This is a genomic window from Streptomyces sp. NPDC001868 (assembly GCF_040297125.1).
Lineage (GTDB): Bacteria > Actinomycetota > Actinomycetes > Streptomycetales > Streptomycetaceae > Streptomyces.
In genome coordinates this window covers 15,163-30,595 of record NZ_JBEOYO010000049.1, presented here as the reverse complement: position 1 = coordinate 30,595, position 15,433 = coordinate 15,163, and the positions used below count along the sequence as shown (strand labels likewise).

Genomic DNA, 15,433 nt, shown 5'->3' with positions numbered 1-15,433 from the left:
TGACGAGCCATGCCCAAATACGCCCTCAACTGCCCTCCCCTGGACACCACTCCCCGTATCGCCCGCGACTTCGTCGCCTCCGTCCTGCGAGCCCTCCGGCTCGACGCGCTGGTGGACGACGCGGTCCTGTGCACCTCGGAGCTGGTCACCAACTCCTGTCTGCACGCGAAGAGTTCCGGCGCCCATTTACTGCTGATCACCAGCCCGGAGGGCCCCGTGCGGGTGACCGTCTACGACGACGACCGGACGCCCCCGTCCCTTCTCCAGGGCTACGACGGCGAATCGGGCCGGGGCCTGTGGATCGTGGACGCCGTCACGGAGGGCCGGTGGGGGACGGAGGCGCTCGGGGCGTCGGGGAAGGGGGTCTGGTTCGAGGTGGGGAAGGGGTAGATCACGCGCGGCGCTGGTCGTGGCCCCTCAACACCTGGATGTCCCCGCCACGCTCCCGCAGCACGCCTCCGTCGAGATTGACGCGTACGAGGGACGCGTTCCTGTGGTGAGGTCTGCGGCGAGTGCGTCGCACGCGCTACTCCGGTCTGAACCCCGGTGCGTACCAGGAAAGGGTCTGCTCTCCGTGCTCGTCCCATTCGAGTTCCGCGAGTGGGTGGTGGCCGTCCTCGGTCATGATCCGCTTTGCCGCGAGAGAGCCGTCCGGATGCCATTTCCGGGACTCCCCGGTCGGAAACCCCCCGCGCATGGTTCCCTCGGCTCGCAGGGTGCCGTCCTCGTACCACTGCCTGACCGGGCCGTCCACGACTCCGTCCTGGTAGGTCTCCAGGCTGACGAGCGCGTTGCCCTGGTATTCGACAACCTCACCGGTGAACAGCTCACCCTGGTAGAAGAGGCGTTCTCCGTCGTCGAAATCCACCTTGGGATCGTCGATGTCGATGCGGGGAAGGGTCATCAGGGCATCCAGTTCTCGGGGCCAGGGGGGTCCTTGAGATAGCGGCCGTGGCTGCTCGGTACCCCTTCCAGCATATGGTTGCAGTTACCACAGAACGGCGCGCCTCGGGGGTAGAGCCCGGTCGCCTTGTCGGCCATGTACGGGAATTGAACCGAGGCGCGCATCTCCGCCAGCGCCGCCGGCCCGTCCGGGAGGCCCGCCTCCGTGCGGGCCCACAGAAGCTGGTTCGCCGCCTTGACCTCCGCGTGGCTGAGGATGGGGGCGTGGTGCGGTGGGTTGCCGGCGATGTCGTCGTAGCGCGCCCGCAGGGTGGGGTGCAGCCTTGAGAGAGGGATGGACTCGGGCGGCCTGGGCCCGTTGATGCCTTCGACGACATGTCCGGTGCGGAGGTCCATCACGGCACCGACGCACGCCCCGGTCTGTGCCCGAGGCCAGGTCTTGGCGTCCTTTGCCTGCAGATAGGCGTCGGCGCGTTCACGGGACAGGTCGTCCAGGTAGTCGGCGACCGGGCGGCCGTTCACCTCGGTGATGAGGTCGTCGGACCGCGTCACCTGGGTGTCGTCCAGCGTGGCGAGGAGCTTCTCGCCCCCACCGGGCGGCGGTACCAGGCCGTCGCCCCCCGGCAGATCGGTGATGTGGTCGACGGGCGGTGACGCCGGGGGTTCCGGTTGGTGGTTTCCGCCGGAATCCGGGTGAGATCCGGTGGTGTTGTGGCCCTGCCCCGGAGGGGCACCCTCGCCGTGACCCCCCGAGGGAGTCTCGCCATGCCCGCTTGAGGGGGTCTCGTGGTGACCTCCGCCCGGCGTATCGCCGTGTCCGCCCGTAGGTGCCTGTCCGTGGCCACCGCCGGTCGGACCGTCGCCTCCCCGCGAGCTGCCACCGCCCGGCGTCTCATGACTCCCCACCGGCCCCCGGCCCAGGTCATCGGCGCGGCCCGCGGGCAGGTTGTCCGCGCGGCCGCCGGGCAGGTTGTCGGCTCGCCCGCCTGGCAGGCCGTCGTCCCCGATCCGCCCCACAGCCCCCGTACCACCGTCGCCCACCTTCGCCCCGGCTCCCACCAGCTCCGGCTCGGGGCGCGAGACATCGACGCCCCGCTCGGCCGCCGTCCCCTCGTGCTTGATGGTGTCCAGGGACTCGCGGACCGTGCCGTCGGCGTTGTGGACGACCAGGGTCTGGGTGTCGAGGTAGACGACCTCGCCCTTGGGGGTCTCCATGCGGACGCTGTTCTCGGGGGTGAGGCCGGCCGGGAGGTCGTCCGTGATGTTCGGGACGTCGGCGATCTGGTACGTGCCCTCGCCGAGCTTGATGTGGGTGCCGTCGGTGATGCCGCGCAGGCTCGCCATGACGTCGCTGATCTTGACGGCCGTCGCGCCGACGCCCTTGGTGAGGTACGTCATCGGGTCGACGATCTTGCCGGCCTTGCCCGCGAAGGAGATGGCCTTGGCGATGGCGCCCGCCTTGCCCGCGCCGGACACGGCACCGCCCGCGCCGCCCGTGAAAATGGTCGTGATGACGTTGAAGGTGACCGCCCCGGCCGCACGCGACGGGTTCTTGCCCCACTCGTCGTACGCGATCAGCGCCTTGCCCGTCTCGACGACGGCCGTACGGGAGTCGCGCAGCCAGGAGGGCAGCTTGTCGTCGGGGACCAGCCAGTACGCGGTGCCCACCACCGGTACGGCGGAGATGACGATGCCCGTGGCGAGCTTGCCGAGGCCGACCCAGGCCTGGCCCGCCGCGTCCCAGCCGTTGAAGCCGACCAGGGTGCCCAGGCCCTTGATCGTGCCCCACACCCCGTCGACCACGAATCCGACCGCGAAGTCCCAGACGTGCTCGTGGACGTAGTACCAGGGGTTGGACTCCTCGACCGGGTCGCCCCACGGCAGACCACCGGCGTTGTTGAGGTCCTCGCCCCGGTAGCCGTACATGTTCTCTTTGTTCGAGCCGTCGTTGACGACGAGCGCCTCGCCGCCGACCAGCGCGACGATCTTGTTGTAGCAGTCGCGTTCGGCGGCCTGGAACGCGGCGTACGCGGCGTTGATGTCCGAGCGGCGGTTGTTGTTCTCCTCGACGAGGTCGCCGTCGGCGCGCCACTCGTCGTCGCCCTCGATCTTCTGGCGGAAGGCGATCGCGTCCCGGCGGAGCTGGTCGAACTTCTGCTTCAGCGGGCCCACGGCGGCGGCGTACGTGTCCAGCGCCGAGGCCACGGTCTCCAACTCCGTGGCGAACTCGTCGCCCTTGGCCGCCACCGGCGCGGTCGTCGCGAACAGGGCCTCCGCCTCAGGGGCCTTGTAGTACGCGGAGAGGCCGCCGAAGCGGGTGTGGATCGCCGAGCCCGAGTCCTTCAGGGAGGTGCCGGCCGAGCGGACGCCCGTGATGCTCAGGTCCAACTGCTCCAGACTGCCGGTGAACTCGGGGACCTCCTCCGGGATGACGGGGATGTCGTCGCTCACTTCGGCCCCTGCCCGCCGTTGCCGTCGACACCCGGCGGGGGCGGCACCACCGTCGCCTTCAGCGCGTTGGCCTGCTGCTCGGCCGCCATGTCGAGGTCACCGGTCACATAGGCGTTGGTGGCCTTGGCCGCGCCCTGCACGGAGTCGATGGTCCGCTGCGCCATGTACGCCAGCTTCTGCTGCCGCTCCTGGAGGTACTGGCTCAGCGCCGCCGCGACAGGTCCGACCGGCACCCGGGGGGTGCCGGCGGCCACCGGCCCGATCATGGGCCCGTTGAACTGCCCACCGGGCACGGCCGTACCGGCCGACTCGGCCGCGCTCGCCATGTTCGACACCAGTGAGTTGGCGGCCTTCTCCAGACCGCCCGCCGCCTCACCGGTCGAGTTCAGCGTGGTCTGCACGTTGATCGGATCGATGTCCCAAGCCGGCATCGTCGCTACCCCCGTAACGCCCTGTCGGACACGTCGTACTGTCGTCGTCGTACTGGTCGGCCTGCGTGTCGTTGACTTCCTCTAGTACACACGAGCAAACGGCACCGGACAGTTCCCACTTCGCGTCGATTCCGTCACAGGCGCTACCGCCGCCCCGTCCAGCCCGCCCACGCCGACGTGATCATGTCCTCGACGCCGTACCGCGCCTTCCAGCCCAGTTCGGCGGCGATCCGGTCCGCCGAGGCGACGACGCGCGCGGGGTCGCCGGGCCGCCGGTCGACGACGACCGGCGGCAGGTCGTGGCCGGTGAGCGCGTTGATCCGGTCGACCATCTCGCACACCGAGACGCCGTCCCCGCGCCCGATGTTGAGGGTGAGGTCCGTGCCGGGGGCCTCACGCAGCCGCCGGGCGGTCGCCACATGGGCCTCCGCGAGGTCGACGACATGGATGTAGTCCCGGACGCAGGTCCCGTCGGGGGTCGGGTAGTCGGCGCCGAAGATACGCGGCGGGGCGCCCTCGGAGAGCTTCTCGAAGACCATGGGGACGAGGTTGAAGACGCCGGTGTCGGCCAGTTCGGGGGTTGCCGCGCCGGCCACGTTGAAGTAGCGGAGGGAGGCCGTGGACAGGCCCGTCGCCCGGCCCGTGGCCCGTACCAGCCACTCGCCGACCAGCTTGGTCTCGCCGTACGGGCTCATCGGCAGGCACGGGGTGTCCTCGGTGACGAGGTCCACATCCGGCATGCCGTACACGGCGGCGGAGGACGAGAAGACGAAGGACGCGACCTGGGCGTCCGTGACGGCCGACAGCAGGGTGCGCAGGCCCTCGACGTTCTCCCGGTAGTAGTGCAGCGGCAGTTCGACCGACTCGCCGACCTGCTTCTTCGCCGCGAGATGGACGACGCCGGTGACGCCCCGGTCCCGGATCACCCGGGCCAGCCGCTCCCCGTCGAGGGTGGAGCCGATCTCCAACGGCACGCTCTCGGGCACCCGTTCGGCGACGCCCGTGGACAGATCGTCGTAGACGACGGCCTCCTCGCCCGCGTCGAGCATCGCGCGCACCACATGCGCCCCGATGTATCCGGCGCCACCGGTGATCAGCCAGGTCATGGACGACCGTCCCTTCGTAGTCATGGCGATGTCATGCGCGCCACGGCGGTGATGGCATACACGCCACGGCGGCGATGTCGGGCGACGCCACAGCGAGGACGCGGGCCCGTGCAGATGCAATCAGGCCGGGTATCAGTGAAGCAGGCGTTTGAGGCGACGTCGTACGACTTCGGTCAATCCTCGCCAACCGGGCGCGAGTCGTACCGCGAGCGCCCCCGCGTGCGTCGCGTACGGCTGCACCAGGAGCACTCCGTGGCGTGTGCTCGGCAGTGCGCTCCGGCGCAGGAGCCCGGCGCCCGCGACGGCGTGCGCGGTGGTCTCCCGGGGGCCGCCGTCCGCGAAGTTCAGCCGCAGCCGGAGGTCCCAGGTGCCGCTGCCCAGCGCGGCCAGGTCCAGCGGGAGGTCGGCCGTCCAGCTGTCGAAGTCCGGCTCGGCCGTGAGGGACGCCGTGCCGGCGAAGCCCACCCGCCCGTCGTCCCGCTCGACGAACTCCGCCCGCACGCTCCGCGGTCCCGCCTCCGCCATCCGCCCGTACAGCTCGTGCAGCCGCAGCCGGAGCGTCGTCCCGCGCGCGCGTGGCCGCAGTTCCGCGTCGACGGCGGCGGGCAGCAGATGCACGGGGCGGGTGAGGAGGTGGTCCAGCTCGACCTGGGGCAGGTCGGCGGACCAGACGGGGGAGCCGTCGGCGTCGCGCGCGTAGGGCGGGGCGAGCCGGGCCGGGCGGGCCGCGATCTCCTTGAGGCGGGCCAGGTCGCGGGGCTCCTCGGCGGCGAGGATCACCCGGGCGACGACCCGGCCGGGAGCGGGCGCCGAGGCGAAGTCGCCCTCGTCGAAGGAGGCCAGGTGCTTGCGCGTCAGGTCCCACCATTCGCGCCGGTACTCCGTGCCGCGCAGGTCCAGCTCACGGGCGTACATCCGCAGCGAGTGGTCGAGGAAGCGCGTCCGGGTGGCCCGCGCGAGCTGCTTCTCGCCGGCGCCCAGCAGGATGTCGTACGACAGGCGGTCGGCCTCGGTCCGGGCCCGCCAGTTGGTGATGCCGGAGCGGTCGAGGGAGATGGACAGCCGGGCCGCCGAGCGGCGCACGTGCCAGACGTACACCGGGTCGGGGACGAGCGCGAGGCGCGGCGCGGCGGCCAGTACGCGCGCGCCGAACACGAAGTCCTCGTACGGGAAGCGGCCCTCGGGGAAGCGGATCGCGCGCTCGCGCAGAAAGGTGGTGCGGTAGAGCTTGTTGACGCAGAGGGTGTCGTGCACCAGGCGCACGCGCCGGGACGGGTGCTCCACCAGCGTGCGCCGGTCGTACAGCTCGGGCTGCCAGGGTGTCTCCCGGCCGGACGGCAGCTCCTTGCGCACGCACAGCCCCGACGCGACCGGCGCGTCGTGCTCCAGGGCGGCGCCCAGCAGCGTGTCCACGGCACCGGGCGGCAGTACGTCGTCGCTGTCCAGGAACATCACGTACGGCGAGGCCGTGGCGTCCAGTCCGGCGTTGCGCGGGGTGCCGCAGCCGCCGCTGTTGGACGGGAGCCGGATCACCCTCAGGCGGGGCTCGTCCTCGGCCAGACGGTCCAGCAGCTCCGCGCTGCCGTCCGTCGAGCAGTCGTCGACCGCGATCACCTCACCGACGGCCGGCCCCTGCGCGAGCGCCGAGCGCACGGCGTCCCCCACATGGGCGGCGTCGTCGTACCCGATGACGACGACGGAGACCTGCGCCTGCTGAAGAGCCATTGGTTGCCCCGCACCTGTGAGAGATATGTGTGCAATCTTCCCTTAAGGGCGGCTTCACGGCCCCTGGGGAAGATGGCACGCGGGAGGCCGGGGTTCCGCGTGAAGGCGTCGGATGCTGTCGGTCTACCGACGGTTACCCTGTCGGCTCCTGTGTCGGCTCCTCCAGGGCCGCCTCGTCCAGGGCCGCCGTCAGACGGTCCAGACGGTCGCGCAGCTCGCGGATCTCGTCGAGGTCGAAGGTCGTCGCGGAGACGATCCGGCGCGGCACGGCCAGCGCGCGCTCCCGCAGGGCGGTGCCCGCCTCGGTGGGCCGCACCACCACCGACCGCTCGTCACGGGCGCTGCGCTCGCGCCGTACGAGACCGGCCGCCTCCAGGCGCTTCAGCAGCGGCGAGAGGGTTCCGGAGTCGAGCCGCAGATGCTCGCCCAGCGCCTTCACGGGCAGCTCGCCCCGCTCCCACAGCACCAGCATCACCAGGTACTGGGGATAGGTGATCCCCAGGTCCTTCAGGACGACGCGGTAGACGCTGTTGAAGGCGCGCGAGGCGGCGTGCAGGGAGAAGCAGATCTGCCGGTCGAGACGGAGGAAGTCCTCCTCGGAGATCTGCCCGGGGAACTCGTCGGAGATCCCCTCGGGCGTGGGGACGGCACTCGTGGTCATGGGTCCAGGATAACTCCTGCCCGCCATTTAGTTGTGGGCAATTGAATTGTGTGCTCTACTTGAGTCCGTGAACGGCGGTCGGACCGGACCGCCGGACGTGACTTGACCTGTGAAAGGGATGGTTCATCCATGGACGCGCTCTACACCGCTGTCGCCACCGCCACCCACGGCCGTGACGGTCGCGCCGTCAGCAACGACGGCAAGCTCGACCTCGACCTGGCCCTCCCGGTGGAGCTGGGCGGCAACGGCCAGGGCACCAACCCGGAGCAGCTCTTCGCCGCCGGCTACTCCGCCTGTTTCGCCAGCGCGCTGGGCCTCGTCGGCCGCGCCGCCAAGGTCGACGTCAGCGACGCCGCCGTGACCGCCGAGGTCGGCATAGGCAAGCAGGGCGAGGGCTTCGCCCTCAAGGTCACCCTCCGCGTGGAGCTCCCCGACGCCGTCGACGAGGCCACCGGCCGCAAGCTCGTCGAGCAGGCCCACCAGGTCTGCCCCTACTCCAACGCCACCCGCGGCAACATCCCGGTCGAACTGGTCGTCGAGTAGGTCGCGCGATCCGGGAGGGGCTCACACCAGTAGGGGCGCGGGGAACTGCGCGATCAGCCCCCACCGGCCGTCACTTCGCGGGTCGCTCCGCCCCACCCCCTACGGAGCGATCCGCGCCAGCACCTCCCCGGTCCGAGGACTCCAGTCCACGACCACGGCCTCCTCCGGCACCCGCCGCCACCGCGTCAGCAGCAGCCACTTCACCCCGTACCGCCGCGCGACGACCACACGCTGAGCCTGGGTCGACGCGGGGTCGAGGTAGCCCCGGACATCCGCGTACCGCCGCGCCCGCTCCCCCTCCTCCAGTGCGGGATCGGGCCACGTCGGCGCCGCCATGTTCACCCCGTACCCCGGGATCGCACGCCCCGCGTGGTACCCGTCGGTGATCAGCACGTCCCCCGCCCGCACATGCCGCGCCGCCCAGTCGTACGAAGGCCACCGCGGCGGCGGGGCGAAGCCGACGGGGTCGAGCGCCATGGGCACGACCACCCCCGCCTGCACGGTGAGGAACCCCGCGCACGCCCCCGCGAACGCCGTACCCCCCAACGCCCGCCGCGCCCACCCCCACGGACGGGGCGCCGCCAGCTCCACCGCCAGGGCGAACTGCGCGGGCACGGCCGCGAGTCCCAGGACCCTGCCGTACGTGTAGTGCCCGCTGACCCAGCCGTACGCCACGACCAGGCACTCCGCGGTGAACATCAGCACCAGCGGGTCCCTCGGGGACCTGCGCCCCCGCGCCCACAGCGCCGGCAGCCCGAGCAGCGCCAGCCAGAGATGTCCGGCCATGTCCTCGTAGAGGAGCCGGTGCATGCCGTCCACGCCCGTGTTCCCGGCCAGCGACAGGATGTCGTAGTACGGCCAGGAGGCGGCGACCGCCAGGGCGGCCGTTCCCGTCAGCGCCCAGCGCCCCACCAGCGGCCTCCGCCACCCCCGTTGCCAGGCCGCCACGATCGCCAGGGCCCCCGTCACCGAAGCCACGGCCGTGATCGGGTGCACCAGCAGGATCAGCCCGTACAGCGCGCCGAGACCGGCGTAGGCCCCCGCGCTCCCGAGGCCGGTCGGTCCGACGTACCGCACCCGCCGCGACAACCCGCCGCCACGCGCGCGTGCTCCGGTCCACGCCCACGCCCAGAACGTCAGCCCGATGGCGAACGCCGACGGATAGCCGAGGGTCGTCGCCATCGACATCAGCCCGAGATAGCCGCTCCACAGGACCCGCTCGGTGCCCCACAGCAACGTCATGAACAGCAGCGCGAGGCCCGGCGCCCACGGCCGGGGCGTCAGCACGCGCACGAAACGGCCGATCCCGGTGAGCAGCACCAGCAGGTTCACCGGCCCGGCGAGCTTCACCAGCGACCAGCCGCTCAGCCCGGTCAGCCGCGCGAGGACGCCCTGGGTGACGGCGTACGGGGAGTAGTACGGGCTGCCCGCGCCCGGCAGGGCGGCGGTCGGGTGGGCCGGGTGCAGCAGGTCCCAGCGGAGCCGCTCGACGACCGCCGCGTGTTGACCGGCGTCGCAGCACAGCGGCACCCGCCAGTACGCCAGCGTCATCACCAGCCAGAACAGTCCGCCCACCACGAGATACGGAGTCGGCCGCCGGGTCAGCCAGGTACGGCCGCCGCTCAGGGCGGTGGCGCCGAGGGGGGCGCGACGGCCGGAAGGGTGGCCGGTCTGGACTGTCTGAGGCATTTGCCGTGTATTCCCGTTATTGCCATACGGGTCAACGGCTCAGCCAGCGGTCACCACATCGAGTGAGCTGTCGGGTGAGTTGTCGGCTGAGCTGTCGCGTGGGCTTCGGGGAGCCGTGACGCGCTCCAGCAGCAGCGGCAGCCCCAGCACCGGCAGCAGCCACGCCACCACGATCAGCCGGTCGCCCCAGATGGTGATGTCCGGGTGCCCGGCCTGGTTGAGGATCCCGGTGAACGCGCCCGCGACCACGAACCACCCGAACACCGGCCGCTGCCTCGACGCGCCCCACGCGCCCGCCGCCAGCGCGGCCGGGAACAGCGGCTGGGTCAGCTGCCGACGCCCCCATTCCACCCAGAAGTCGGCCTCCAGACGCAGGAACTCCGACCACAGCCGGACCCGGTCGGGGTGGGTGAAGTGGTCGGTGAGCAGGTCCTGAAGGCTCTCCGTGGCCGCCGGGTAGCGCAGCAGCCCGGCGAGCGCCGGCGTGCACACCGCCGCGCCCGCCGACACCACCCCGACCGCCCGCACCCACGGCTCGACACCCCGGCGCCGGAGCGCGACCACCGCGCACGCCCCCACCAGACACACCGCCAGGAACAGCGCCTGCGAGTGCTTGACCGTGAACATGGCCGACAGGGAACCGCCGACCAGCAGCACCCCCGCTCGCACCCGCCCCTCCTTCGCCAGCGCGCACCCCCACAGCGCGGCCAGCGTCAGGGCCAGCAGCAGCCCCTCGGTCATGGGCCGCATGGCCGTCGCACCGCACGGGAGGACGTAGTAGAGGCCCTGGCCGGTGAGGGCGACGGGGGTGGGGGCGCGCACGGCGCGCAGGACGAGGAAGGCCAGGACGCCCCCGGCCGCCGCGATCAGCACGCTCGCCAGCCACACGCCCCGGACGACCCCGAACACCGCGACGAACGGGGCGAGCAGCACCGGATACCCCGGCCGCACCTCGAAGATCCGCAGGAACCGCTCCGAGGCGAACGGGGCGATGGGGCCGTCGGTCTGCCCGGCCGCGAGCCGCCGGTCCACCTTCCGCCACAGCTCCCTGCGGCACTCCTCGGCGACCCGCGCGGCCGGGCTCGGCGCGCGGAACCGCACCACGTCCACACTCTGCTTCCGCTCGGCCGTCGCCGCCCGGCTCCCGCAGTAGTGGTCGATGGTCCCGGCCGCCGACTCCCGCACGCTCGCGCCGCCCAGCGTGAGGGCGTACGAGACATAGTTCTTGGTGTCGGGGGTGGCGCGGCCGGTGACGCTCGCGAACTGGAGCAGCGCGAAACCGGCCGCGAGCAGCAGCACCCACGCCCGCGCGCGCGTCGCGAACACCCGCGCCCGCCCGGCGACCGTGGGCGCCCTCATGACAACACGAGACCCGTGCGCGTCACCGGTCCGGCCGACGTCGGCGATCCGGCCGATCCCGGCGCGGGCACCGTCAACACCCGCTCACCCAGCATCAGCGTCCGGACGACCCGCTCGGCCGCCCGCCCGTCGTCGAACTCGCAGTACCGCTCCCGGAACCCCACCCGCAGCCGCGCCGACTCCGTGTCCCGCCACTGCCCGGAGTCGAACAGCCAGGCGAGCTCACGGTAGGAGCGGGACACATGGCCGGGCGGGTCGGCGGTGATGTCGAGGTACATGCCCCGGCTCACCGCGAAGGCCTCCCGGTCGTCGGCGTGGATCACGATCGGCCGGTCCAGGTTGGCGTAGTCGAACATCAGGGCCGAGTAGTCCGTGACCAGGACGTCGGAGGCGAGCATCAGCTCCTCCACGTGCGGCTCGTCCGTCGCGTCCACGACGACACCCCGCCGGTGCAGCTCGGCGAGCCCCGACCCGCGCGCCGGACCGTCCGCGAGCGACGGATGCAGCCGTACGACGAGGGTGTGGGCCTCGCCCAGACCGGACCGCAGATCGGCGGCGAACCGGGCGAGGTCGAAGCGTTCGACATGGCCGCCCCGCCGGTAGTCGCGGGGCGTGGGCGCGTACAGCACGACCGTGTGCCCGGCCGGGATGCCGAGCCGCTCCCGGACCGACGCGCCGCTGTCCGGCCCGGCGTTCACGAGGACGTCGTTGCGCGGGCTGCCGGTCCGCAGCGAGGTGAAGCCGCACGGGTACGCCCTGCTCCACACCAGCTCGGAGTGGCGGTTGGCGACCAGGCTGTGGTCCCAGCGGTCGGCCCGGCGCAGCATCCCCGGCACGTCCACGCCGAGCCGGGCACCCGGCTTGTGCAGCAGGTCGGCGCCCATGAACTTGAGCGGGGTGCCCTGGTGGGTGTGGATGTGCACGCTGCCCGGGCGCTTGGTGAGGGCGCCGGGCCAGTCGACGTTGCCGACGAAGTACGTCGCCCGCGCGGCCAGCCGCAGCTGCTCGGGCGAGCCCGGCGTGACGTACTCGACGCCCGGCGGCAGCGCCGCCACCCGCTCCGGCCGCACCACCCACACCCCCCGGATGTGCGGCGCGAGATCACGGGCGGCCTGGTACACGGCCGCCGGGTCCCCGAGCACGCCCCGGTGCGAGAACGCCGAGTACAGGGCCAGGTTCGGGTCCAGCGGCAGCCGCTCATGGGCCAGCGACCAGCCCCGCCCGATCAGCCCGGCACCGGCCGCCCGCAGCCGCTCCCCGCGTACGCCGAGCGCGCCACGGATCCGGCCGGCTCCCCGCCGGGCGCGGTAGGCGGCCCAACCGCCGTCCAGGACCCGGTACTCGGGGGCCACGGGGTCGTCGTCCGACCGGTACTTCCGGTACAGCCCCGCCGTCCGCCGGAAGAACTCGGCCCGGTCGCCCGCCGGCACCCGGTCCGGCTCGTCGAGGATGTCCAGACAGTGCTTCGCCATCCGGTTCCGCAGATACGGGCGCCAGTTCGCCGGCTCCGGGCGGGCGGCCTGTGTACGTGCGGCCTGCGGACCCGCGGTCTGCGGACCCGCGGTCTGCGTACGCGCGGTCTCCGCGCGGGAGTCCAGGAAGTCGAAGACCCGCTCGTACTGGTCGTGGACATCGAAGTGCTGACGGCTGACCGTGGACAGGATGTTGCCCCGCCGCCGCTGCCGGTAGGACACGCAGATCCGGTCCAGCACGGCGATCCGCGCGGCGCCGAACAGCACGGGGAACGTCCAGGGCGTGTCCTCGTAGTGGCCCGGCGGGAACCGGAAGCCGTGCGCCTCGATGAACTCCCGCCGGTAGGCCTTGTTCCACACGACCGTCGGCAGTTCGAGGATCTCCGGGTGTTCGGAGACCGCGAAGGTGTCCTCGCCGGCCGCCGTGAGGAGATGCGCGAGCGCGTCCCGGCGCATTCCGCCCCACCAGTACGCGCGGACATGGTCGAAGACCAGCACATCGGGGTCCCCGGCCTCGTCCAGCCGGTCCGCCAGCGCGCGCAGGGCGCCCGGGGTGAGCGTGTCGTCACCGTCGAGGAAGAGGACGAAGTCCCCGGCGGCGTACGGCAGTCCGGCGTTGCGGGCGCGGCCCGGACCCACGTTCGCGGGCAGGTGCAGCACCCGGACGCGCGGGTCGCGGGCGGCGTACGCGTCGAGGATCGCGCCGCCGCCGTCCGGCGAGCAGTCGTCGACGGCGATCACCTCCAGATCCCGGTACGACTGCTCCAGGACCGAGTCGAGGCACTCGCGCAGGAAACCCCGGACCTCGAAGACGGGGACGATGACACTGAAGCGGGGCATGTCCGTCAGCTCCTCACGAGGGTCGCGGCGGCGGGCGCCGGGGCCGGGGTGCGCTCGGCGAGCGGCACGACGGGCGGCAGCGACTCCGGGCGCTCACCGAGGAACACCCGCCGGACGACCCGCTCGGCGGCCCGTCCGTCGTCGAACTGGCAGAACCGCTCCCGGAAACCGGCCCGCAGGGCGCCGGCCTCCCGGTCCGCGTACGTGCCGTCGCGGAACAGGTCCGCCAACTCCCGCTCGGTACGGGCCACATGACCGGGCGGCGTGGCCGGCAGGTCCAGGCAGACGCCCCGGGTCTCCCGGTAGACGTCCCAGTCGTCCGCGATGACCACGATCGGCCGGTCCAGGTTGGCGTAGTCGAACATCAGGGACGAGTAGTCGGTGATCAGTGCGTCGGCGGCGAGACAGACGTCCTCGGTGGAGCCGTGCCGGGTGACGTCGATGATCCGGCCGTCGCCCCTGCCGGCCCGGCCTGCGGCGTCGTGGACGTGGGGCGCCCGCAGCAGCACCACGAACTCCTCGCCCACCGCCTCGCAGAACGCCTCCAGATCGAGCCGGGTGCCGTGGCCGGTGGTGGGGCCGGCCGTGGGGCCGGTGGTGGTGTCAGTGGTGAGGGCGCCGGTGGTGTCGGCGCGGTCGGCGGGGGCGTAGAGGAGGGCCTTCTTGCCCTCGGGCACGCCCAGTTCGCGCCGGGCGCGCGCCACGTCCTCGGCCGTCGCCGTGTAGTAGACGTCATTGCGCGGGGAGCCGTACTCCAACTGCTCGTACCCGCCCGGGAAGGCCCGCTCCCAGGTCTCCGTGGAGTGCCGGTTGGCGGAGAGGGAGAAGTCCCAGCTGTCCACGCGCTCCAGAAGGCCCGTGACACCGCCGGACGCGGCGGCCGCCACCGGGTACGGGGACCGGTCCACGCCCATCGCCCTCAGCGGGGTGCCGCGCTGGGTCCGGAGGTGGACAGCACGGCGGCGCTTGACGACCCCGTCCGCGAAGTCGGCGTCGTCGACGAGGTACTTGGCGCGGGCGAGCATCCGCCAGGAACGCGGGCTGCCGAGGACGGCGTACTCGACGTCCCCGACATCCTCGGGGCGACCGTCCACCGCGTCGGGCGCGAGGAGGAACACCGGGCGGAGCCGGGGGGCGAGCTCACGGGCCTTCGCACGGAGGGCGGCGGGGTCGCCGGTGACGCCACGGCCCCGGTCCGCGCAGTACACGGCGAGGTTCCGGTCAAGAGGAAGGTGGCGCTGGGCGGCGTACAGGGCGCGGGCCAGGGGCGCGCGTGGGCGGGGGAGCGCGGCCAGGGCTCCGGACGCCGCCCGGCCGGCGGCGCACAGGACCCGGAAACCGGCGTACGAGCCGGTCGCGAGCAGTCGGTGCTGTACGCCGAGGGTGCCGCCGGGGGGCTGGAAACCGGCCGGGAGGTGGTGGCGGTACAGGTGCGTGGCGCGGTCGAAGAAGGCGCGGCGGTGGTGGGCGGGCAGCCGCTCCGGGCGCGCGGCGCTCCGCAGCACGACCGCGAACAGCTGCGCGAACAACGCCGCCGACACGCCCCGTTCGGCCGTGGCCCTGGCGAGCACCAGCTCCACCTGGTCGAGCAGTTCGAGCTGGTGCTCGCCGGGCGCGTCCAGCCGGCTGCCCTGCCGGCGCAGCAGATGCCGGACACAGACCGTGTCCCGCAGCTCGGCCGTACGGTCGGCGGCGAGCGCGACCAGTCCGCTCCAGCCGAGGTCGGTGAAGTGGCCGATGGGGAAGGTCAGCTGGCGCTCGGTGAGGAAGTCACGGCGGTAGGCCGCGCTCCACGCCGGCGTGCGCGGACCGGCGGGGCGCACGACGGTCGTACCGCCCTCCCACCAGTGCGCCCGCTCGTGCGCGAGGTACAGGACATCGGGGTCGCCCGTCTCGCCCAGCCGGTCCGCGATCGCCTGCAGCGCGCCCGGCGCGAGCGTGTCGTCCCCGTCCAGGAACAGGACGTACGTCCCGTGCGCCGCGGCCAGCCCCGCGTTGCGGGCGGCGCTCAGGCCGCCCGCCGGGGGTGACTCGACGGGGGCGACGCGGGTGTCCCTGGTGGCGTACGCGGTGCCGACGGCTGCCGCCGGGGAGTCCGGGGCCGCCTCATGCACCGGGATCAGCTCGAAGTCACCGAACGGCTGACCGAGAACCGAATCCAGGGCGAGCGGTAGGCGCCCTTCGACACCGTACGTGGGGACGATGATGCTGAAGCGGGGCATTCTTTCCTTTCGGGGGGTGCGTTCGGGGGGC

The 15,433-nt window shown here is 72.6% G+C and carries 13 protein-coding genes; 2 read left to right on the top strand and 11 right to left on the bottom strand.

What is annotated here, in order from left to right; genetic code table 11:
* Window positions 1–9 precede the first annotated feature (9 nt).
* Window positions 10–390 carry an ATP-binding protein gene (locus ABT147_RS37035; protein ID WP_351414627.1) on the top strand — a complete coding sequence of 127 codons (381 nt, stop codon included), beginning with the start codon at window positions 10–12 and terminating at the stop codon, window positions 388–390.
* 1 nt (window position 391) lies between these two features.
* Here ABT147_RS37035 and ABT147_RS37030 read toward each other — a convergent pair whose 3' ends face one another.
* The 7 genes from ABT147_RS37030 to ABT147_RS37000 form a co-directional block, all read right to left on the bottom strand.
* The gene (locus ABT147_RS37030) at window positions 392–523 is read right to left on the bottom strand and encodes a hypothetical protein (protein WP_351414625.1); all 132 of its coding nucleotides are present in this window, start codon (window positions 521–523) and stop codon (window positions 392–394) included.
* Window positions 524–526: 3 nt separating this feature from the next.
* On the bottom strand, window positions 527–904 hold the full coding sequence (locus tag ABT147_RS37025; protein ID WP_351414623.1) for a toxin-antitoxin system YwqK family antitoxin: 378 nt from the start codon (window positions 902–904) through the stop codon (window positions 527–529).
* Window positions 904–3,354, bottom strand: a complete 2,451-nt coding sequence (locus tag ABT147_RS37020; RefSeq protein ID WP_351414621.1) for a hypothetical protein — start codon at window positions 3,352–3,354, stop codon at window positions 904–906. The genes ABT147_RS37025 and ABT147_RS37020 overlap by 1 nt, the downstream gene beginning before the upstream one ends.
* Window positions 3,351–3,785 (bottom strand): DUF6507 family protein, encoded by a 435-nt coding sequence (locus ABT147_RS37015; RefSeq protein ID WP_351414619.1) that lies wholly within the window; start codon window positions 3,783–3,785, stop codon window positions 3,351–3,353. Before ABT147_RS37015 ends, ABT147_RS37020 begins: the two co-directional genes overlap by 4 nt.
* A 143-nt stretch (window positions 3,786–3,928) precedes the next feature.
* Window positions 3,929–4,891 carry a UDP-glucose 4-epimerase GalE gene (gene galE, locus ABT147_RS37010; protein ID WP_351414674.1) on the bottom strand — a complete coding sequence of 321 codons (963 nt, stop codon included), beginning with the start codon at window positions 4,889–4,891 and terminating at the stop codon, window positions 3,929–3,931.
* Between the two features lie 132 nt (window positions 4,892–5,023).
* Window positions 5,024–6,616 (bottom strand): glycosyltransferase, encoded by a 1,593-nt coding sequence (locus ABT147_RS37005; protein ID WP_351414617.1) that lies wholly within the window; start codon window positions 6,614–6,616, stop codon window positions 5,024–5,026.
* A gap of 133 nt (window positions 6,617–6,749) precedes the next feature.
* The gene (locus ABT147_RS37000; protein ID WP_351414615.1) at window positions 6,750–7,277 is read right to left on the bottom strand and encodes a MarR family winged helix-turn-helix transcriptional regulator; all 528 of its coding nucleotides are present in this window, start codon (window positions 7,275–7,277) and stop codon (window positions 6,750–6,752) included.
* A gap of 129 nt (window positions 7,278–7,406) precedes the next feature.
* Between ABT147_RS37000 and ABT147_RS36995 the strand changes: the two genes are divergently transcribed.
* A complete protein-coding gene (locus ABT147_RS36995) occupies window positions 7,407–7,820 on the top strand; it encodes an organic hydroperoxide resistance protein (RefSeq protein WP_351414613.1) in 414 nt (137 codons plus the stop codon).
* Window positions 7,821–7,919: 99 nt separating this feature from the next.
* On the opposite strand, the gene ABT147_RS36990 is transcribed toward ABT147_RS36995, so the two are convergent.
* The 4 genes from ABT147_RS36990 to ABT147_RS36975 are packed head-to-tail and all read right to left on the bottom strand — an operon-like array spanning window position 7,920 to window position 15,402.
* Window positions 7,920–9,509 (bottom strand): hypothetical protein, encoded by a 1,590-nt coding sequence (locus ABT147_RS36990; protein WP_351414612.1) that lies wholly within the window; start codon window positions 9,507–9,509, stop codon window positions 7,920–7,922.
* Between the two features lie 39 nt (window positions 9,510–9,548).
* Window positions 9,549–10,868, bottom strand: coding sequence for a hypothetical protein (locus tag ABT147_RS36985; RefSeq protein WP_351414610.1), 1,320 nt, complete (start codon window positions 10,866–10,868; stop codon window positions 9,549–9,551).
* The gene (locus ABT147_RS36980) at window positions 10,865–13,180 is read right to left on the bottom strand and encodes a bifunctional glycosyltransferase/CDP-glycerol:glycerophosphate glycerophosphotransferase (protein ID WP_351414608.1); all 2,316 of its coding nucleotides are present in this window, start codon (window positions 13,178–13,180) and stop codon (window positions 10,865–10,867) included. Before ABT147_RS36980 ends, ABT147_RS36985 begins: the two co-directional genes overlap by 4 nt.
* A gap of 5 nt (window positions 13,181–13,185) precedes the next feature.
* Window positions 13,186–15,402 (bottom strand): bifunctional glycosyltransferase/CDP-glycerol:glycerophosphate glycerophosphotransferase, encoded by a 2,217-nt coding sequence (locus ABT147_RS36975; protein WP_351414606.1) that lies wholly within the window; start codon window positions 15,400–15,402, stop codon window positions 13,186–13,188.
* Between the last annotated feature and the right edge of the window lie 31 nt (window positions 15,403–15,433).